Raw genomic sequence first — 20286 nt, forward strand, 5'->3', positions numbered from 1 at the left:
GAACCCCTTACTCGAAAATAGTGGACCGCGATGCCCTCGACGATGGACGGAACGTGTCGGATCTCGACCTGCTGACCTCGTCGCCGAGAAGCCAGCCGTCGCCGTCCACCGTGGTCGTGGCCTGCCGGCCGGCGATGCGCATGGCGACCGCGCCGGTACCGGCGACCAGGGCGAGACCGTCGGCAGGGGCGCCGGGAGCCGCGGCGAAGGCGGCCTCGATGTCGCTCCAGATGCCGACCGGGCCCTCGGGCACGCCCAGCCGGCGCAGCGCCTCGGTGAGGGCGCCGCGGGCCCGGGCGGTCCCGGGATCGTCCGCGTCGGCCGCCGTGGCACCCGCGAAACCGCCGGCCACGGCGACGACCCGATCGCAGGCCCCCTCGGGCATCACGCCGGCGAGCGCCTCGGCCAGACACTCGGTGAGCTGCCGTGGCGGCACGGTCAGGGCGTTGCCCGGTCCGGCCGTGGTCTCGGCCAGCACACCGCCGTCGGCGGCGCCGGCGAGCACGACGCGGGTGCGGGTGCCACCGGCGTCGAGGCCGATGACGAGGTTCTGGTTCAAATCATTGCCCATCGCTGACTATGGTGGTTGATACATTCGCGCAGAACAAGACCAAGACGCGAACAACCGGACAGGAACTCCGGAAGCCGGCCCAGGGAGGGTCCCATTTCCACGCTCCGCTTCGGCGTCAACTACACGCCCCGTCACGGCTGGTTCCACTCCTGGCAGGACTTCGATCCGGTCCGGGCCCGTGAGGATCTGGCCCAGATCGCCGGCCTCGGTCTCGACCACGTCCGGGTCTTCCACCTGTGGCCGCTCCTCCAGCCCAACCGCACCCTGATCCGGACCGCCGCCGTGGACCAGCTGATGCGGCTGGTCGACCTGGCCGCCGAGGAGGGACTCGACGTCCTGGTGGACGGCGTACAGGGCCATCTGTCGAGCTTCGACTTCTACCCGGAGTGGACCCGCAGCTGGCACCACCGGAACGTGTTCACCGACCCGGAGGCGATCGAGGCCCAGACGGTACTGCTGCGTACGCTGGGCGGCGCCCTGGCCGGCCGCCCGAACCTCATCGGCCTCCAGCTCGGCAACGAGCTCAACAACCTGGTCGAGCACAATCCGGTGACGGTGGCACAGGTCGACCACTACCTCGACACCCTGCTGGCGGCGGCCCGCGAGGGCCTGGGTGCGCCGGGGGGCCTGAACACGGAGGGCCCGAGCACGGGGTGCCTGGTCACGCACTCCGCGTACGACGCGGCCTGGTACGGCGACGACCACCCCTTCACCCCCGAGGCGTCGGCCCGCAAGGGCGACGTGACCACGGTCCACCCCTGGGTGTTCTCCGGCGACTGCGCCCGCCGCTACGGCCCGCGCTCCCTCCAGGTCCAGCACCTTGCCGAGTACGGCACGGAACTGGCCAAGGCCTACGCCGTCGACCCCGGCCGCCCGGTCTGGGTGCAGGAGACCGGCGCCCCGGAGCCCCACATTCCGGCGGCCGACGCTCCCGAGTTCGCTCGCGAAACGGTCCTCAACGCGGCCGGCTGCACGAACCTGTGGGGGGTGACCTGGTGGTGCTCCCACGACGTCGACCGCTCCCTGGCCGACTTCCCGGAGCTCGAGTACACCCTGGGGCTCTTCGACTCCGCGGGCCGCCCCAAGCCGATCGCGGACTCCCTCGCGGCCACGATCACGGAGCTGCGGGCCGCACCGTGGACTCCCGAGCAGCGGGAGACAGCCCTTGCCCTGGACTGCACTCCGTCCACCCGCTCGACGTCGGGGCCCGGAGGCACGTACTTCGAGACCTGGATGGACCTGCGCCGACAGGGGGTCCGGCCGGCGGTGGTGCCGGCCGAGCGGGCGAGCGACGGGGCGTACCTGGCGTCGAGGGGAATCAAGGAGGTCCTGAGGGCGCCGTGACCGGATGCCTTCAGGGGTGTGGGTACGTGCCCGGCGGCGTCCGCCGTGCGGGCGCGGCCCACCGGTCGGCGGGGAATGTCTCCGCGCCCCCGCCCCGACGAGCGAACGTCACGGCGCTCCGACCAGCACCTCCGCCAGCGCCCGCAAATTGACCTTCCCGCGCCCGTAGGAACACACCGCCGCGTCTCGTTCCGGCAGGCCTGTGGCGAGGCGTATCGCATCGGGCCGCCGGGCCGTCAGCGCTTCGCTCAAGCGGACCTGCCACGGGTACAGCCCGGCATCGCTGGTGGCGACGACCAACGGCCTCTCCCCGGCCCGCCGCATGATCACCTCGACCAGCGCTCCCGGATCGGCCGGCTCCCCCGGCACCGCGGTCCCCGTGGCCGAAGGATCGACTTCCCGCACCGCGGCCGGCAGATCCTCCCCACCCCAGTTCAACGCGGGATGCGGCGCCGGAAACAGGTCGACTACATGCGCGCCGGTCACCCCGGCCGCCACGCCCTGCCCGCCCACGGCCCGTCGGGCGGCCTCCAGTCCGGCCTGCGCGTCCCAGGGACCGACCACGGCGGAGGGCTCGGCATACCGCGAGGACAGTTTCCGCACCCGCTCCGCCGCCTCCCGCACCCGTCCCTCGGCCAGCGCCCCGGAGTGCAGCGCCGCGAGCACCGCGTCCCGGCACTGCAGCGTGACCCCGAGATCGGGCACGGCCACGATCACCTGGTCCGCCCCCGCGGCCAGCGCGATCCTCGCCCCCGTCGCCTCCCCGTACCGGTCGGCGATCGCCCTCATCTCCAGAGCGTCGCTGACGAGCACGCCGTCGAAGCCGAGTTCGAACCTGAGCAGGTCGCTCAGGATACGGCGACTGAGCGTCGCGGGACGGTTCTCGTCGAGCGCGGGGAACACGACGTGCGCGCTCATCAGCATCGGCACCCCCGCGGCGATCGCGGCCCGGAAGGGAGCGAGGTCGAGTTCCTCGTACGGCCGCGGGTCGACCGCCAGTTCGTGATGGCTGTCGGTGAGCGTGCCCCCGTGCCCGGGGAAGTGCTTGGCGCAGGAGGCGATGCCCCGTGCCTCGGCCGCCTCGACCCACGCGCGCAGGTGCCGCGAGACCCGCCCGGGGTCGTCACCGAAGGCACGTGTGCGCACGATCGGGTTGCCCGCCTGCCGCTGGACGTCCGCGACGGGGGCGTACGAGGCGGTGATGCCGAGCACGGCCAGATGCCCGGCCAGCGCGTCGGCGCAGCGCGCGGTCAGGGCCGGGTCGTCGACCACGCCGAGCGCGTAGTTGCCGGGGACCTCCGGAGCACCCGCGGTCACCAGGTGACCGATGCCGCCGCCCTCGTTGTCGATGCCGACCAGCAGGTCGGGGCGGAGGGCGCGCAGGGTGTCGGTGAGCCGGCGCACCTGCTCCGCGTCCCGGATGTTGCGGGTGAAGAGGATGACACCGCCGAGGCCCCGGTCGATCAGTCGCCTGAGCGTGTCGGGGACGACGGTGGTGCCCTCGAATCCCGCGACCATGCAGCGATGGGCAGCTCCGGAGGCCGTTGCTCTATCCCCTGAGCTACGGGGGCGTCTGGCCTTGAGCTGTTGCTCGCGGCGACGGGTAGAACACTACCAGCTCGGTCGGGGTGATCAGGAACGGGTTTCCGGGGGAGCGCTCCTCGGCGGGCGGAACTCGGGAAAAGCCGGACGCGGTGGCCGGTCCCGACCTACTCTCGAGTTGTGCCAGGGGCGTCCGGCCGGGTCCTCGTTGTGGACGACAACAAGGTCATCCGGCAGCTGATCAGGGTCAATCTCGAACTGGAGGGTCTCGAGGTCGTGACCGCGGCCGATGGTGCCGAGTGTCTGGATGTCGTTCATCGGGTGCGGCCCGACGTGATCACCCTCGATGTCGTCATGCCCCGGCTGGACGGGCTGCGCACCGCCGCCCAGCTGCGTGCCGACCCGCGGACGCGGGACCTTCCCCTCGCCATCGTCAGCGCCTGCACCCAGAGCGAGGTCGAGGTCGGGCTCGGCGTCGGCGTCGATGCCTTTCTCGCCAAGCCCTTCGAGCCCGACGAACTCGTGCGGGTGGTGCGGGAGTTGGTGGCACGTCGGAGGGGGTGGCGGGAACATGCGTCCGGGGGGCCCGGGGGGCCCGGGGGAGAGGGCGGCGCCGTCGAGTACTCCGGGGAGCGGGCCGGAGGCAACCCCGTCTTTCCGTGATCCTGGTGGCCCGGCCATGGCGTGGACAGGGTTCCGGTGTCCCGGGCCGGGCTCAGGTGCTCCGGCTCATCAGGACGCCCGGCCCCGTCGGCAAGGCAAGCGGATCGTCCACATCCCGGACCCCCGCCCAACCGGCTCGCCTACCCACCCCCCTCCTCCCCTACGCTTGTCCCGTGACCCCCGTCGAGCTCTCCCGTACCGTGCTGGGCGCGGTGCGTCGTGCCGTGGATGAGGGGGAGCTCAGCGTGACCGTGCCGGAGCGGGTCGTGGTGACGCCGCCGGGGCCGGGTGGCTGCGGGGACTACGCCACCAACGTCGCACTCCAGCTCGCCCGCCCGGCCGGGCAGCCCCCCCTGCGGGTCGCCGAGATCCTGCTGCCCCACCTCGCGGACTGCGCCGGCGTCGGTGACGTCGTCGTCACCGGGCCGGGCTTCCTCAACATCTCCCTCAGCGCCGCCGCGTCCCCGACCGCCACCCTCGTCGCGGAGATCCGCGCCCTCGGGGCCGCCTACGGCCACGGCGACGCCCTCGTCGGCCAGGTGGTCGCGCTCCGGGTGCCGTACGACGTGCGCGCCGAGGTCGTCGCCGACGCGCTGGTGCGGATCGTCGCCAGTCAGGGCGGCCGGGGCGAGGTCGGGCACGGCGAGCCCGTCACCCTGCGGCCCGTACCCGCGCCGGAGGACCCCGCGCCGCTCGGGCCCGACGCCGCCCAGTGGGCCCTGCTGCACCCCGCGGCGCACGACCGGCCGCGGATCACCGCCGACCATCTGGTGCAGCGGGAGAGCAATCCGCTGTTCCGGGTGCGGTACGCACACGCCCGCTCGCGCGCCGCCGGACGCGGCGCCGGCCGGCTCGGGTTCGCCGCCGAAGCCGGTGACCTTCCCGATGCACCCGCCGCCCTCGTCAGCGCCCTCGCCGACTACCCCCGCGTCCTCACCGCCGCGGCCACCCGCCGCGCCCCCGACCGGCTCGCCCGGCACCTGGTCACCGTCGCCGATGCCGCCCTGCCGTTCCTCGCGACCGTGCTGCCCCGTGGCGACGAGAAACCCTCGGCCGCCCACCGCGCCCGGCTCGCGCTCGCCGAAGCCGCCGGGACGGTGCTGGCCGGTGGCCTGTCCCTGCTCGGCATCGACGCACCCGAACACCTCTGAAGAGAGCGCCAGAAGAGCCATGAGCCGTTCCGCACACCCCGCCGGGCCCCGGCACGCCGACGTCCTGCCCGAGGGCCACTACGCAGCTCCGCCCACCGACCTCAACGCGCTCGACGACAAGGTGTGGGCCCAGACGGTCACCCGTGACGCCGACGGGGTCGTCACCGTCGGCGGTGTCGACGTGAAGACCCTCGCCGAACAGCACGGCACCCCCGCCTACATCCTCGACGAGACAGACTTCCGCGCCCGGGCGCAGGCCTGGCGCAGCGCGTTCGGGCACGACGCCGACGTCTTCTACGCGGGCAAGGCGTTCCTGTCGCGCGCCGTCGTGCGCTGGCTGCACGAGGAGGGGCTGAACCTGGACGTGTGCTCCGGTGGCGAGCTGGCCACCGCGCTGTCCGCCGGGATGCCCGCCGACCGGATCGCCTTCCACGGCAACAACAAGTCCGGGGAGGAGATCACGCGGGCGATCGAGGCCGGGGTGGGGCGGATCGTGCTCGACTCCTTCCAGGAGATCGTCCGCGTCGCCCACATCGCGCGGGAACTCGGCAAGCGGCAGCGGGTGCAGATCCGTATCACCGTCGGTGTCGAGGCCCACACGCACGAGTTCATCGCAACGGCTCATGAGGACCAGAAGTTCGGGATTCCGCTGGCGGGCGGTCAGGCCGCCGAGGCCGTACGACGGGCGCTTCAGCTGGACGGCCTCGAGGTCATCGGGATCCACTCGCACATCGGGTCGCAGATCTTCGACATGTCCGGGTTCGAGGTCGCCGCGCACCGGGTGGTGGGGCTGCTCAAGGACATCCGGGACGAGCACGGCGTCGAGCTGCCCGAGATCGACCTCGGCGGCGGGCTCGGGATCGCGTACACCAGTGACGACGACCCCCGTGAGCCGCACGAGATCGCCAAGGCGCTCACCGAGATCGTGACCCGGGAGTGCGAGGCCGCCAAGCTGCGGACGCCCCGGATCTCCGTGGAGCCCGGACGGGCCATCGTCGGGCCCACCGCCTTCACCCTCTACGAGGTCGGCACCATCAAGCCCCTCGACGGGCTGCGCACCTATGTCTCCGTCGACGGCGGCATGTCCGACAACATCCGGACCGCGCTGTACGACGCCGAGTACAGCGTCGCTCTCGTGTCGCGGACCAGCGACGCCGCGCCGATGCTCGCCCGCGTCGTCGGCAAGCACTGCGAGAGCGGCGACATCGTGGTGAAGGACGCGTTCCTGCCCGGTGACCTGGCACCCGGTGACCTCATCGCGGTGCCGGCCACCGGCGCCTACTGCCGTTCCATGGCGAGCAACTACAACCACGTGCTCCGGCCGCCCGTCGTCGCCGTCCGCGACGGCGGGTCCCGGGTGATCGTCCGGCGGGAGACCGAGGAGGACCTGCTGCGCCTCGACGTCGGCTGACCGGCGTCGACGTAGAGGCCTCGGCACAACGGCGTCGACCGACGGGAACGGAAGATCTTCTGTCTTCCGGCCCCACAGAATGAAATAGATGTCTCACGATCCGGACGAAGGGTAGAAACCGCCGTCCGGTGAGTGAGACTGGTCCAACCGTAGACGGTATGAGGAAACGAGGTCGGATGATGCGTACGCGTCCGCTGAAGGTGGCGCTGCTGGGCTGTGGTGTTGTCGGCTCAGAGGTGGCGCGCATCATGACGACGCACGCCGACGACCTCGCCCAGCGGATCGGCGCCCCGATCGAGCTGGCCGGTGTGGCGGTACGACGGCCCTCCAAGGTCCGTGAGGGCATCGACCCGGCCCTGGTCACCACCGACGCCACCGCCCTCGTCAAACGCGGCGACATCGACGTGGTCGTGGAGGTCATCGGCGGGATCGAGCCCGCCCGCACCCTCATCACCACCGCCTTCGAGCACGGCGCCTCCGTGGTCTCCGCCAACAAGGCGCTGCTCGCCCAGGACGGCGCCGCCCTGCACGCGGCCGCCGACCAGCACGGCAGGGACCTCTACTACGAGGCCGCCGTCGCCGGCGCCATCCCGCTGATCCGGCCGCTGCGCGAGTCCCTCGCCGGCGACAAGGTCAACCGGGTGCTCGGCATCGTCAACGGCACCACCAACTTCATCCTGGACAAGATGGACTCCACGGGCGCCGGCTACCAGGAGGCCCTCGACGAGGCCACCGCGCTCGGGTACGCGGAAGCCGACCCGACCGCCGACGTCGAAGGGTTCGACGCGGCCGCCAAGGCCGCCATCCTCGCTGGGATCGCCTTCCACTCGCGGGTGCGTCTCGACGACGTCTACCGCGAGGGCATGACCGAGGTCACCGCCGCCGACTTCGCCTCCGCCAAGAACATGGGCTGCACCATCAAGCTGCTGGCCATCTGCGAGCGGGCCGGCGACGGCGGCTCGGTCACCGCCCGTGTGCACCCCGCGATGATCCCGCTGACCCATCCGCTCGCCTCCGTGCGCGGCGCGTACAACGCCGTCTTCGTGGAGTCCGACGCGAGCGGACAGCTGATGTTCTACGGTCCCGGCGCCGGCGGCGCCCCGACCGCCTCCGCGGTCCTCGGCGACCTGGTCGCCGTCTGCCGCAACCGGCTCAGCGGGGCAACGGGGCCCGGCGAGTCGGCGTACGCCGCCCTGCCCGTCTCCCCGATGGGCGATGTCGTCACGCGCTACCACATCAGCCTCGACGTCGCCGACAAACCGGGTGTTCTCGCCCAGGTTGCCACCGTGTTCGCCGAGCACGGGGTGTCCATCGATACGGTGCGGCAGACCGGCAAGGACGGCGAGGCCTCCCTCGTCGTCGTCACCCATCGGGCCTCCGACGCCTCCCTGTCCGGGACCGTCGAGGCGCTGCGCAAGCTCGACACCGTGCGGGGTGTCGCCAGCATCATGCGGGTTGAAGGAGAGTAACCAGCAATGACCCACCAGTGGCGCGGAATCATCGAGGAGTACCGGGACCGGCTGCCCGTCTCCGACACCACGCCGGTCGTGACGCTCCGTGAGGGCGGCACGCCCCTCGTGCCCGCGCAGGTGCTCTCCGAGCGCACGGGCTGCGAGGTCCACCTGAAGGTGGAGGGCGCGAACCCGACCGGGTCCTTCAAGGACCGCGGTATGACCATGGCCATCTCCAAGGCCAAGGAGGAGGGCGCGCAGGCGGTCATCTGCGCTTCCACCGGCAACACCTCCGCCTCCGCCGCCGCGTACGCCGTGCGCGCGGGCATGGTCTCGGCCGTGCTCGTGCCGCGGGGGAAGATCGCGCTCGGCAAGATGGGCCAGGCCCTCGTGCACGGCGCGAAGATCCTCCAGGTCGACGGCAACTTCGACGACTGCCTCACCCTCGCCCGCAGCCTGAGCGAGAACTACCCGGTGGCGCTGGTCAATTCGGTCAACCCGGTGCGCATCGAGGGGCAGAAGACGGCCGCCTTCGAGATCGTGGACATGCTCGGGGACGCGCCCGACATCCACGTCCTGCCGGTCGGCAACGCGGGCAACATCACCGCGTACTGGAAGGGTTACAAGGAGTACGCCGGTGACGGCATCTCCTCGAAGACCCCCCGGATGTGGGGCTTCCAGGCCTCCGGCAGCGCCCCGATCGTGCGCGGCGAGATCGTCAAGGACCCCTCGACCATCGCCACCGCGATCCGGATCGGCAACCCCGCCTCGTGGCAGTTCGCGCTCGCCGCGCGCGACGAGTCCGAGGGCCTCATCGACGAGGTGACGGACCGTGAGATCCTGCGCGCCTACCGGCTGTTGGCCGCGCAGGAGGGCGTCTTCGTGGAGCCCGCCTCCGCCGCCTCCGTCGCCGGTCTGCTGAAGGCCGCCGAGCAGGGCAGGGTGGACCCGGGCCAGCGCATCGTCTGCACGGTCACGGGCAACGGCCTGAAGGACCCCGACTGGGCCGTCGCCGGCGCCCCGCAGCCGGTCACCGTGCCGGTCGACGCGGCCGCCGCGGCGGAGCGTCTCGGCCTCGCCTAGAGAACCGCTCAAGGGGTACTCGAGGAGTGCTTGAGAGCCACTCGACCCAGTCGGCACACTCGACCGACCCCGGCCGGGCAACCGGAGAAGAGCCTGTGGCGTCCTGACGAGGGGACTCCCTACGAAGGGGGCACAGGGGGCTTACGACACGCATCGTGCGCCTCCTGTGCGCCCTATGTCGCCACAGAACCTTCCTTCGATAGGCTGTACCGAACCCGCCCGCTGCATATGCCTGCGCATATGGCGCGGTGCCGCGCCGTCTCCACGGCCCGAGGTTCCTCACGTACCTATCGAATGTCATTCGACCATCACGCAGCTCAAGGAGAGTCATCGAGCGATGGCCGGTCCAGCGTTCCGCGCCGCCGCCGTCCGGGTGCGCACCCCCGCCACCAGCGCCAACATCGGCCCGGGCTTCGACGCCCTGGGTCTCGCACTGGGGCTCTACGACGACGTCGTCGTCCGGGTGGCCGACTCCGGGCTGCACATCGACATCGCGGGTGAGGGCAGCGAGACGCTGCCACGTGACGAGAGTCACCTCCTCGTACGTTCCCTGCGCACCGCCTTCGACCTGCTGGGCGGACAGCCCCGCGGCCTGGAGATCGTGTGCGCCAACCGCATCCCGCACGGCCGTGGCCTCGGTTCCTCCTCCGCCGCCATCTGCGCCGGCATCGTCGCCGCGCGCGCGGTGACCATAGGCGGCGAGGCCAGGCTCGACGACGCCGCGCTCCTGGAGCTGGCCACCGAGATCGAGGGTCACCCCGACAACGTCGCGGCCTGCCTGCTCGGCGGTTTCACGCTCTCCTGGATGGAGTCCGGCGCCGCCCGGGCGATCAGGATGGAGCCCGCCGATTCCATCGTTCCGGTGGTTTTCGTGCCCGGAAAGCCGGTGCTCACGGAGACCGCGCGCGGACTGCTTCCGCGCTCCGTGCCGCACGTCGATGCAGCCGCCAACGCGGGCCGTGCCGCGCTGCTCGTCGAGGCCCTCACCCGGCGCCCCGAGCTGCTGCTGCCCGCCACCGAGGACCGGCTGCACCAGGAGTACCGCGCCCCGGCCATGCCGGAGAGCGCCGCCCTGGTGGAACGGCTGCGCGCCGACGGGATCCCGGCCGTGATCTCGGGCGCCGGGCCGACCGTGATGGCCCTGGCGGACGCCGACAGCGCCGAGAAGGTGCAGGCCCTGGCGGGCCCGGAGTGGGCCGCCAACAGGCTGGACCTCGACGCGCGAGGGGCGAGTGTGCTGCCGCTTGCGACGCCCAGTGACATCTGACCGCGTGCGATTGCCGGATTTGGAGAGGGGGAATGTTTGTTGGATCCGGTAGTGTTAACCTCAAGTCTGCACCCGACCCCACCATGGCGAGGTGCTTCACGTCCCCGTCGGGGACAGACATTCTTCCGGGAGTCTCCCAAGCCACTCAGCGTTCTGTATGACGTACCTGGGCAGTACGCCGTACGCGGACTCTGAGCGGGCCGCTGGGCACGCTCCGGAACAGGTGCGACCACGCCAACGTGACACCGGGTGCCACGGCTGAGGAAGCGCCGTCACCAGAAATTCTCTCCGCCGCTTTGGCGGACCACCGCCCCGGCACGGTCCACACAGCAAGGACCGAAGCCGGACAGCACAACCGGTCGCCGAGCCAGACAGGCCGACGTCCGCTCCAGGGAAGGACCCTTCGTGAGCGACACCACCGATCTGATGGGCGCACGTGTCGAGGAGACCGCTGCCGCGCCCGCCACGGACGCCTCCGCGCCTGCCTCCGGTGCCGGCTCCCGGCGGCGCCGCGGTACCGGCCTCGACGGCATGGTGCTGGCCGAGCTTCAGCAGGTCGCATCCGGCCTCGGCATCAGGGGCACCGCGCGCATGCGCAAGAGCCAGCTGATCGAGGTCATCAAGGAGGCCCAGGCCGGCGGCGGAGCCCCCGCCAAGGCCGAGGCGGCCGCCGAGACCAAGCCGAAGCGCCGGGCCACCTCCAAGGCCCGTACGGGCGACGACGCCGCCGAGAAGAAGGCGGAGCAGCCCGCCGAGGCTCCCGCCGAGAAGGCCGTGGCCCAGCAGCAGATCGAGATTCCGGGCCAGCCGGCCGGCTCGCGCGCGAGCGAGGCCGAGCGTGGCGGGGACGACGCCCCCACCGAGCGCCGTCGCCGGCGTGCCACCGCCGAGGCGGGCAGCCCGGCCGCGGGCGGTGCCGAGACGATCGTCGCCGAGGCGAAGACCGAGACGAAGGCCGAGACGCCCGCGCAGCAGGGCGAGCCCAAGTCCGATGCCGGTGACGGCGAGACCCGTGGCCGTCGCGACCGCCGCGAGCGCGGCCGTGACCGCGACCGCCGCGGCAAGGGCGACGAGCAGCAGCAGGGCGGCCAGGGCGGCCGTCAGGACCGCCAGGACCGTCAGCAGCAGGGCCAGGGCCAGGGTGGTCAGGGCCAGCAGCAGGGCGGCGGCCGTCAGGACCGCAACGTGGGCCCGCAGGACGACGACGACTTCGACGGCGGCCGCCGTGGCCGTCGCGGCCGTTACCGGGACCGTCGTGGGCGTCGTGGCCGTGACGAGATCGGCGGCGCCGAGCCGCAGCTGGCCGACGACGACGTCCTGATCCCCGTCGCGGGCATCCTGGACATCCTCGACAACTACGCGTTCATCCGGACCTCCGGCTACCTGCCCGGCCCGAACGACGTGTACGTCTCCCTCGCCCAGGTCCGCAAGAACGGCCTGCGCAAGGGTGACCACATCACCGGCGCGGTCCGCCAGCCGAAGGAGGGCGAGCGGCGCGAGAAGTTCAACGCGCTGGTCCGCCTCGACTCCGTCAACGGCATGGCGCCCGAACACGGCCGCGGCCGCCCAGAGTTCAACAAGCTGACCCCGCTCTACCCGCAGGACCGCCTCCGCCTGGAGACGGACCCCGGCGTCCTCACCACCCGGATCATCGACCTCGTGTCGCCGATCGGCAAGGGCCAGCGCGGTCTGATCGTGGCCCCGCCGAAGACCGGCAAGACCATGATCATGCAGGCCATCGCCAACGCGATCACGCACAACAACCCCGAGTGCCACCTGATGGTCGTCCTCGTCGACGAGCGTCCGGAAGAGGTCACCGACATGCAGCGGTCGGTGAAGGGCGAGGTCATCTCCTCGACCTTCGACCGCCCGGCCGAGGACCACACCACGGTCGCCGAGCTCGCCATCGAGCGTGCCAAGCGTCTGGTGGAGCTGGGCCACGACGTCGTCGTACTCCTCGACTCGATCACGCGTCTGGGCCGTGCGTACAACCTCGCGGCGCCGGCCTCCGGCCGCATCCTGTCCGGTGGTGTCGACTCGACCGCCCTGTACCCGCCGAAGCGCTTCTTCGGTGCGGCCCGCAACATCGAGGACGGCGGATCCCTCACGATCCTCGCCACCGCCCTGGTGGACACCGGGTCCCGCATGGACGAGGTGATCTTCGAGGAGTTCAAGGGCACCGGCAACATGGAGCTCAAGCTCGACCGGAAGCTCGCCGACAAGCGCATCTTCCCGGCGGTGGACGTGGACGCGTCCGGCACCCGCAAGGAAGAGATCCTGCTCGGCAACGAGGAGCTGGCCGTCGTCTGGAAGCTGCGCCGGGTGCTGCACGCGCTCGACCAGCAGCAGGCGATCGAGCTGCTGCTCGACAAGATGAAGCAGACGAAGTCGAACGTCGAGTTCCTGATGCAGATCCAGAAGACCACGCCGACGCCCGGCAACGGGGACTGAGAGTCCGCGTAGATCTTCATAACCGGAAGCCGTCCTCCCTGGTGGGGACGGCTTCTGGCGTTCTCCCGACCGGTGTAGGATCACGCCCTTCGGTCAGTTGATCGAATGTCGAACTCCATATCCCCAGGGGGGGACTTAGGTGGGTACACCCACGTCCGGGACCGGTCGTCACAGACGCCGGATACGTTTTGCTCTGCCCGTGGCCGCGGCCTCGGTCGCCGCCGCCGTCACGGCCGCACTGATCTCGACGTCCGCCAGCGCGGCCACCCGGCCGGTACCGACGGTCAAGCCGGCCGTCAGCGCGCCGTCTCAGGCCACGCTGGAGCAGCGCGCCGCCGACGCCGTCGCCGCCGTCAACGGCGGGACCACCACGACGAAGCCGTCGAGCAGCGGATCCGCCGTCACACCGAAGATCATCGGCGGCGGTACGACCACCATCTCCGCGGCGCCCTGGATGGCGCAGCTCTGGTACTACGACGACAAGGGCACCACCAGCACCAGCGACGACGTCGGCTTCTTCTGCGGCGGCTCGGTCATCTCGCCCACGAAGATCCTCACCGCCGCGCACTGCGTCAAGGGCTACAAGTGGAGCACCACGAAGTCCGTGGTCATCACCGGCACCGCCGCGCTGCCCACCACCAACAGCGACGGCAGTGACAACCTGCACGGCGGCACCGTCTCCGGCGTGCTGCGCCAGTGGAACCACCCGTCGTACACCGTGTCGTCCCACGGTGTCCCCAACAACGACGTGGCCGTGCTCACCCTGGCCGCCCCGGTCAAGGCGACGCCGATCCGGATGACGACGAACACCGACACCGCGTCGTACACGGGCACGGCCGCCAGGACCGCCAAGGTCTACGGCTGGGGCCGCACCAGCTCCACCACGGACACCATCTCCCCGACCCTGAAGACGGCCACGCTGCCCATCCAGTCCGACACCACCTGCACGGGCGGCTACGGCAGCGACTACGTCAAGGGCCACATGGTCTGCGCCGGCACGGCCGCCACCGGTACCGACACGGGCACCACCACGGCCTGCAACGGCGACTCCGGTGGCCCGCTGGTCGTCGGCGGCCGGATCGTCGGCGTGGTGTCCTGGGGCGTCCAGGACTGCGTCGCCAAGGGCGCCTACAGCGTCTTCTCCAAGGTCAGCACCTACGTCGGTGCCGCCTACGCGCAGATCGCCGACACCAACCTGAGCTACAGCGACGGCAAGGCCGACCTGTTCGCCCGCAGGTCGTCGACGAAGGTCGGCTACGAGCTGGACTCCAAGGGCACCTCGCTCGCCTCCCGCGTCTCGTGGGGCGACTGGAGCGGCGTCAACGTCATCCTCCAGGCCGACCTGAACCGGGACGGCTTCCAGGACCTCGTCTACCGGGTGTCGTCCACCGGTGACGTCTACTGGGACCACTTCGCGCTCAACAGTGCCCAGACCAGCGGCTCCTGGATCACGACGAAGATCTTCACCAACTGGAAGACCCGCAAGGCCGTCGTGATCCCCGGCGACCTCACCGGCGACTACCTGCCCGACGTCCTCTCCGAGGACTCCAGCGGCGTCCTGTGGCTGTACCCGGGCAAGGGCAACGGCACCTTCGCCGCCCGCGTCCGCATCGGCGGCGGCTGGAGCCAGTACAACCAGCTGCGCGGCGTCGGCGACTTCAACGGGGACGGCAAGGCCGACCTGCTGGCCCGCAAGGGCAGCGGTGGCGACCTGTACCTGTACAAGGGCACCGGCAAGTCCGGCACCGGCCTCTTCTCGGCCCGCGTGAAGGTCCGCTCCGGCTGGACCGGCTACAACACCCTCGCCGCGGTCGGCGACCTGACCGGCGACGGCAAGGCCGACCTGGTGGCCCGTACGACCGGCGGCACGCTGTACCTCTACCCGGGCACCGGCAAGGGGACCAGCGAGATCTTTGCCACAAGGAAGTCGCTCGGCACCGGTTTCCAGCAGTACGACATCTTCGGCTGAAATACCTGGTGAGCGGGGTTCGCCCGGACTCGCCCGATGACACGGTGTGCCCATCGCGTGACGCGGTGGGCACACTGCGTCGTGCAACCCTTTCCCGAGTTTCGCCGTCTGACCCGGCGGAGCGACGATGGTCCGGTACGTGCCGATGTTCCCGGTACGCCGGGCCTGACCCTGAAAGCAGGGGGTAACCGACCAGTCGTACGAGAACCGAGGAGCCCATGTCCGCCGAGAGCACGTCAGGGCCGCACATACCCGAGTCCCCCATGACGGCCGCGGGCCGCCGTGGCAAGGGCCGACGCCGCAAGCCGCCCGGCGGCGGCCGAAAGGCGCTGCGCGTCACGGCCTGGACGGCGGCGGGCATCCTCGTCCTCGGCGGTACCGGCGTCGGCTACCTGTACTTCAAGCTCAACGGGAACCTCAAGACCGTCGACATCAACCAGATGCTCGGCTCCGACCGGCCCGCCAAGGTCGACAACGGCTCCGAGAACATCCTGGTCCTCGGCTCGGACACGCGCTCCGGTGCCAACAGGAAGCTCGGCGGCGGCGCCGACGACGGCAGCGCCCGCTCCGACACGGCGATGATCGTGCACGTCTACAAGGGCCACAAGCAGGCCGACGTGGTCTCCGTCCCCCGGGACACCCTCATCGACCGTCCGTCCTGCACGGACGCGCAGGGCACCACGCACGACGCCGCGACCGGGGTGATGTTCAACTCCGCGTACTCCACCGGGGGCGCCACCTGCGCGGTCAAGACGGTCGAGGCCATGACCGGCATCCGTATGGACCACTACCTGGAGGTCGACTTCTCCGGGTTCCAGAAGCTCGTCGACGAACTCGGCGGGGTCACGCTCACCACCACCAGGGCCATCGACGACCCGCAGAGCCACCTCGACCTCAGGGCCGGCGAGCACACCCTCGACGGGCAGCAGGCGCTCGGCCTGGTGCGCACCCGGCACGGCGTCGGCGACGGCTCCGACCTGGGCCGCATCCAGCTCCAGCAGGCGTTCGTCAAGGCGCTGATCCACCAGGTCGAGCAGGTGGGGGTGTTCACCAGCCCCAAGAAGCTGTACGACCTGGCGGACACCGCGACCAGGACGGTCACCACCGACTCCGACCTGGGTTCGGTGAACTCCCTGATCGACTTCGCGAACGGCCTGAAGTCCATCGGCGCGGAGAACATGCACATGGTGACGATGCCGGTCGAGTACGACCCGTCCGACCCGAACCGGGTGGTGGTCGCCGAGGCGAAGGCGAAGCAGGTGTGGGCCGCGCTGCGCAACGACGGGCCGATCCCGCCGTCCGCGACGAAGGGGACGGCGACGGGGCAGGCCAAGGGCGTCGTCACCTCGTAGTGCGGCCGCGGGTGCGCCCTCCGGAATAAAGATCCAAGCCCCCCGGTTTTGGGAGATACGGCCAGCCCTGGCAGACTGGACCGTCGGCCCCGGTTCACGCCCCGCAGCCCGCGACGGCGACCCGGTGCCCTCCCGATATCTAGGAGAACCCCTTGAAGCGCGACATCCACCCCGAGTACGTCGAGACGCAGGTCAGCTGCACCTGTGGCGCCTCGTTCACCACCCGTAGCACGATCACCAGCGGCACCATCCGTGCCGAGGTCTGCTCCGAGTGCCACCCGTTCTACACGGGCAAGCAGAAGATCCTCGACACCGGTGGCCGTGTGGCCCGCTTCGAGGCCCGCTTCGGCAAGGCTGCCGCCGGCTCCAAGAAGTAGCGAGCCCCCTAGGGCCTGTCCGGCGGATCCTGTCGGAGACGCGGGGCCTGGCACGCGCATCTGCGGCGTTGTCGTCGGTCGCTGGCGCTCCGCGTCGCCCGCTGCGGCAGCGGCTGATCATCTCAGCCTCCTCCGCCTCGCAGCTGCACCCACCAGGCCCCGCTCACCGGCATCGAAGAGGTACGGCGGATTTCCTCCGACCTGATCCGCCGGACAGGCCCTAGCGCCGGTCCACGGCACGCCCCCGCGAGGGGTGTGCCCGGGACCGGCGTTTTTGGTCGCCCGCCTTTCCTTCCCCCGTGCCGCAGCAGTATCAGGAGCCAAAAATGTTCGAGGCCGTCGAGGAACTCGTCGTCGAGCACGCAGACCTGGAGAAGAAGCTCGCCGACCCGTCGGTCCACGCCGACCAGGCCAACGCGCGCAAGCTGAACAAGCGCTACGCCGAGCTCACCCCGATCGTCGCCACGTACCGCTCCTGGAAGCAGACCGGCGACGACATCGAGACCGCGCGTGAACTGGCCGCCGACGACCCCGACTTCGCCGCCGAGGCCAAGGAGCTGGACAAGCAGCGCGACGAGCTCACCGAGAAGCTGCGGCTGCTGCTGGTCCCCCGGGACCCGTCCGACGACAAGGACGTCATCCTGGAGATCAAGGCCGGCGCGGGCGGCGACGAGTCCGCGCTGTTCGCCGGCGACCTGCTGCGCATGTACCTGCGGTACGCCGAACGCGTCGGCTGGAAGACCGAGATCATCGACGCCACCGAGTCCGAGCTGGGCGGCTACAAGGACGTCCAGGTCGCCGTGAAGACCAAGGGCGGCCAGGGCGCCACCGAGCCCGGACAGGGCGTCTGGGCGCGGCTGAAGTACGAGGGCGGTGTGCACCGAGTGCAGCGGGTGCCGGCGACCGAGTCGCAGGGCCGGATCCACACGTCCGCGGCCGGTGTCCTGGTCACGCCCGAGGCGGAGGAGGTCGACGTCGAGATCAACCCGAACGACCTCCGCATCGACGTGTACCGGTCCTCGGGTCCCGGCGGCCAGTCCGTCAACACCACCGACTCCGCCGTGCGCATCACGCACCTGCCCACCGGGGTCGTCGCCTCCTGCCAGAACGAGAAGAGCCAGCTGCAGAACAAGGAGCAGGCCTTGCGTATCCTGCGCTCCAGGCTGCTCGCCGCGGCTCAGGAGGAGGCGGAGCGGGAAGCCGCCGACGCCCGCCGCAGTCAGGTCCGCACCGTCGACCGCTCCGAGAAGATCCGCACGTACAACTTCCCGGAGAACCGCATCTCGGACCACCGCGTCGGCTTCAAGGCGTACAACCTGGACCAGGTCCTGGACGGCGACCTCGACGCGGTCATCCAGGCCTGCGTCGACGCGGACTCGGCCGCCAAGCTCGCGGCCGCGTAAGGCACGTACGGCACGTACGGAACGTACGAGTTACGACACGGAGGACCAGCGTGCAGCAAGAATTTGGGGGGCGACCCCCAAGCCCCCGCAGTGTGCTGCTCGCCGAGGTGGCGCAGGCCGCCCAGCGGCTGGCCGACGCCGGCGTGCCCTCGCCGCGCAACGACGCGGAGGAGCTCGCCGCGTTCGTGCACGGCGTGAAGCGGGGCGCGCTGCACACCGTCAAGGACGCGGACTTCGACGCCCGCTACTGGGAGGTGATCGCCCGCCGGGAGCAGCGCGAGCCGCTCCAGCACATCACCGGGCGGGCGTACTTCCGGTATCTCGAACTCCAGGTGGGTCCTGGCGTGTTCGTGCCGCGCCCCGAGACCGAGTCCGTCGTCGGCTGGGCCATAGACGCCGTGCGCGCCATGGATGTCGTCGAACCCCGCATCGTCGACCTGTGCACCGGTTCCGGTGCCATCGCGCTCGCCCTCGCCCAGGAGGTCCCGCGCTCGCGCGTGCACGCCGTGGAGCTGTCCGAGGAGGCGCTCCAGTGGACCCGCAAGAACATGGCGGGCTCCAGGGTGGACCTGCGCCAGGGAGACGCCCTGGACGCGTTCCACGACCTCGACGGCCATGTCGACCTGGTCATCTCCAACCCTCCGTACATCCCGCTCACCGAGTGGGAGTACGTCGCCCCCGAGGCCCGCGACTACGACCCCGAACTCGCGCTGTTCTCCGGCGAGGACGGCCTGGACCTCATCCGGGGCATCGAACGCACCGCGCACCGGCTGCTGCGCCCCGGCGGTGTCGTCGTCATCGAGCACGCCGACACCCAGGGCGGCCAGGTGCCGTGGATCTTCACCGAGGAGCGGGGCTGGGCCGACGCGGCCGACCACCCGGACCTCAACAACCGCCCCCGCTTCGCGACCGCCCGCAAGGCGCTGCCGTGAGCACCCCGCAGTCAGTGCGTACCCCGCAGGCAGTGTTTTCCGAAGTCCAGAATGACGTGTACGAGGAGGCCCGCTAGACATGGCACGGCGATACGACACCAACGACGCGACCGACCGCGTGACGGGTCTGCGCGAGGCCGCGTCCGCCGTCCGCCGGGGGGAACTGGTGGTGCTGCCGACCGACACGGTGTACGGCATCGGCGCCGACGCGTTCACCTCGGAGGCGGTCGCCGACCTCCTCGACGCCAAGGGCCGGGGCCGCAACATGCCCACCCCGGTGCTGATCGGCTCCCCGAACACCCTGCACGGTCTCGTCACCGACTTCTCCGAGCTGGCCTGGGAGCTGGTCGACGCGTTCTGGCCGGGCGCGCTCACCCTGGTCGCCAAGCACCAGCCGTCCCTGCAGTGGGACCTGGGCGACACCCGCGGCACGGTCGCCGTGCGCATGCCACTGCACCCGGTCGCCATCGAACTGCTCACCGAGGTCGGCCCGATGGCCGTCTCCTCCGCCAACCTCACCGGCCACCCCTCGCCGGAGACCTGTGACGCCGCGCAGGACATGCTCGGCGACTCCGTCTCCGTCTACCTCGACGGCGGTCCGACCCCGGGCAACGTGCCGTCCTCGATCGTCGACGTCACCCGTGAGGTTCCGCTGCTGCTGCGCGCGGGCGCGATCTCGGCGGAGGAGCTGCGCAAGGTCGTACCCGACCTCGAGGTGGCGAATTGACAGCCCCTGACGCGGGGCGTGGCATAGGCAACGGGGAGCGCGCGGCGGAGATCACGACGACGTTCGTGGGGCTGCCGCGCGACAGCTTCCGCATCCTCCACGTCAGCACCGGCAACGTGTGCCGCTCGCCGATCACCGAGCGGCTGAACCGCCATCTCGTGACCGACCGGCTCGGCACCTTCCTGGGCGGCGGGCTGATCGTGGAGAGCGCGGGCACCTGGGGCCACGAGGGCGCGCCCATGGAGGCGAACGCCGAGGCCGTGCTCGCCGACTTCGGCGCGGACGCGTCCGGGTTCGTGGGCCGGGAGCTGCTCGACGAGCACGTCATCCGGGCCGACCTGGTGCTGACGGCCACCCGCGACCACCGCGCCCAGGTCATCTCCATGGGCCACTCCGCGGGCCTGCGCACCTTCACGCTGAAGGAGTTCACCCGGCTGGTCCGCGCGATCGACCCGGCGACCCTGCCGCCGCTCACGGACGGCGTGGTCGTCCGCGCCCGCGCGCTGGTCCGCGCCGCCGCCGCGCTGGGCCGGGGCGGTCGCGCCGGACCTGCCGTTCGAGGTGCTGGCCCATCACGCCGTCGACTTCTGGC

17 protein-coding genes are annotated in these 20286 nt (G+C 71.1%); 15 read left to right on the forward strand and 2 right to left on the reverse strand.

The genetic code is table 11. From position 1 onward, the window contains the following. Window positions 1-7: 7 nt before the first annotated feature. The gene (locus ABZ646_RS17910; RefSeq protein ID WP_360519521.1) at window positions 8-571 is read right to left on the reverse strand and encodes a hypothetical protein; all 564 of its coding nucleotides are present in this window, start codon (window positions 569-571) and stop codon (window positions 8-10) included. Between the two features lie 93 nt (window positions 572-664). Between ABZ646_RS17910 and ABZ646_RS17915 the strand changes: the two genes are divergently transcribed. Next, on the forward strand, window positions 665-1915 hold the full coding sequence (locus ABZ646_RS17915; RefSeq protein WP_360519561.1) for a glycosyl hydrolase: 1251 nt from the start codon (window positions 665-667) through the stop codon (window positions 1913-1915). Window positions 1916-2023: 108 nt separating this feature from the next. On the opposite strand, the gene ABZ646_RS17920 is transcribed toward ABZ646_RS17915, so the two are convergent. Continuing rightward, on the reverse strand, window positions 2024-3433 hold the full coding sequence (locus ABZ646_RS17920; protein WP_360519524.1) for a glycoside hydrolase family 3 N-terminal domain-containing protein: 1410 nt from the start codon (window positions 3431-3433) through the stop codon (window positions 2024-2026). A gap of 204 nt (window positions 3434-3637) precedes the next feature. Here ABZ646_RS17920 and ABZ646_RS17925 point away from each other — a divergent pair, with 204 nt between their 5' ends. The 14 genes from ABZ646_RS17925 to ABZ646_RS17990 all read left to right on the forward strand — a co-directional run. After that, entirely contained in the window at window positions 3638-4120 is a 483-nt protein-coding gene (locus ABZ646_RS17925) for a response regulator (RefSeq protein ID WP_360519527.1), read from the forward strand. 173 nt (window positions 4121-4293) lie between these two features. Beyond that, a complete protein-coding gene (gene nrtL, locus ABZ646_RS17930; protein WP_360519530.1) occupies window positions 4294-5271 on the forward strand; it encodes an ArgS-related anticodon-binding protein NrtL in 978 nt (325 codons plus the stop codon). A 19-nt stretch (window positions 5272-5290) separates the two neighbouring features. Further along, complete coding sequence (lysA, locus tag ABZ646_RS17935; protein WP_360519533.1) at window positions 5291-6682, forward strand: diaminopimelate decarboxylase; 1392 nt, start codon at window positions 5291-5293, stop codon at window positions 6680-6682. A 179-nt stretch (window positions 6683-6861) separates the two neighbouring features. After that, a complete protein-coding gene (locus ABZ646_RS17940) occupies window positions 6862-8151 on the forward strand; it encodes a homoserine dehydrogenase (protein ID WP_360519564.1) in 1290 nt (429 codons plus the stop codon). 6 nt (window positions 8152-8157) lie between these two features. Continuing rightward, the gene (gene thrC / locus ABZ646_RS17945) at window positions 8158-9216 is read left to right on the forward strand and encodes a threonine synthase (protein WP_360519536.1); all 1059 of its coding nucleotides are present in this window, start codon (window positions 8158-8160) and stop codon (window positions 9214-9216) included. Window positions 9217-9553: 337 nt separating this feature from the next. Next, window positions 9554-10483, forward strand: coding sequence for a homoserine kinase (gene thrB, locus ABZ646_RS17950; RefSeq protein ID WP_360519539.1), 930 nt, complete (start codon window positions 9554-9556; stop codon window positions 10481-10483). 405 nt (window positions 10484-10888) lie between these two features. Continuing rightward, window positions 10889-12934 (forward strand): transcription termination factor Rho, encoded by a 2046-nt coding sequence (gene rho / locus ABZ646_RS17955; protein WP_360519542.1) that lies wholly within the window; start codon window positions 10889-10891, stop codon window positions 12932-12934. Between the two features lie 199 nt (window positions 12935-13133). After that, window positions 13134-14903, forward strand: a complete 1770-nt coding sequence (locus ABZ646_RS17960) for a trypsin-like serine protease (protein ID WP_360519545.1) — start codon at window positions 13134-13136, stop codon at window positions 14901-14903. A 218-nt stretch (window positions 14904-15121) separates the two neighbouring features. Further along, entirely contained in the window at window positions 15122-16255 is a 1134-nt protein-coding gene (locus ABZ646_RS17965; RefSeq protein WP_360519548.1) for an LCP family protein, read from the forward strand. 152 nt (window positions 16256-16407) lie between these two features. After that, window positions 16408-16632, forward strand: a complete 225-nt coding sequence (rpmE, locus tag ABZ646_RS17970) for a 50S ribosomal protein L31 (RefSeq protein ID WP_062155333.1) — start codon at window positions 16408-16410, stop codon at window positions 16630-16632. A gap of 326 nt (window positions 16633-16958) precedes the next feature. Beyond that, on the forward strand, window positions 16959-18035 hold the full coding sequence (gene prfA / locus ABZ646_RS17975; RefSeq protein ID WP_360519552.1) for a peptide chain release factor 1: 1077 nt from the start codon (window positions 16959-16961) through the stop codon (window positions 18033-18035). A 92-nt stretch (window positions 18036-18127) separates the two neighbouring features. Further along, window positions 18128-18967 (forward strand): peptide chain release factor N(5)-glutamine methyltransferase, encoded by an 840-nt coding sequence (gene prmC, locus ABZ646_RS17980; RefSeq protein ID WP_360519555.1) that lies wholly within the window; start codon window positions 18128-18130, stop codon window positions 18965-18967. A 79-nt stretch (window positions 18968-19046) separates the two neighbouring features. Continuing rightward, complete coding sequence (locus tag ABZ646_RS17985; RefSeq protein ID WP_358983049.1) at window positions 19047-19694, forward strand: L-threonylcarbamoyladenylate synthase; 648 nt, start codon at window positions 19047-19049, stop codon at window positions 19692-19694. Next, on the forward strand, window positions 19691-20286 hold a 596-nt coding region (locus ABZ646_RS17990), incomplete at its 3' end, for a protein-tyrosine-phosphatase (RefSeq protein ID WP_360519558.1). The genes ABZ646_RS17985 and ABZ646_RS17990, both read left to right, overlap by 4 nt.

It is taken from the genome of Streptomyces sp. NPDC007162 (genome assembly GCF_040634175.1).
In the GTDB taxonomy this organism is placed as follows: Bacteria; Actinomycetota; Actinomycetes; order Streptomycetales; family Streptomycetaceae; genus Streptomyces.

Bases quoted from the DNA above. Each gene is read 5' to 3' on its own strand.
- ABZ646_RS17910 (WP_360519521.1), bottom strand. From the start codon at position 571: ATGGGCAATGATTTGAACCAGAACCTCGTCATCGGCCTCGACGCCGGT.
- ABZ646_RS17920 (WP_360519524.1), bottom strand. From the start codon at position 3,433: ATGGTCGCGGGATTCGAGGGCACCACCGTCGTCCCCGACACGCTCAGG.
- lysA (WP_360519533.1), top strand. From the start codon at position 5,291: ATGAGCCGTTCCGCACACCCCGCCGGGCCCCGGCACGCCGACGTCCTG.
- ABZ646_RS17940 (WP_360519564.1), top strand. From the start codon at position 6,862: ATGCGTACGCGTCCGCTGAAGGTGGCGCTGCTGGGCTGTGGTGTTGTC.
- thrC (WP_360519536.1), top strand. From the start codon at position 8,158: ATGACCCACCAGTGGCGCGGAATCATCGAGGAGTACCGGGACCGGCTG.
- thrB (WP_360519539.1), top strand. From the start codon at position 9,554: ATGGCCGGTCCAGCGTTCCGCGCCGCCGCCGTCCGGGTGCGCACCCCC.
- ABZ646_RS17965 (WP_360519548.1), top strand. From the start codon at position 15,122: ATGTCCGCCGAGAGCACGTCAGGGCCGCACATACCCGAGTCCCCCATG.
- prfA (WP_360519552.1), top strand. From the start codon at position 16,959: ATGTTCGAGGCCGTCGAGGAACTCGTCGTCGAGCACGCAGACCTGGAG.
- ABZ646_RS17985 (WP_358983049.1), top strand. From the start codon at position 19,047: ATGGCACGGCGATACGACACCAACGACGCGACCGACCGCGTGACGGGT.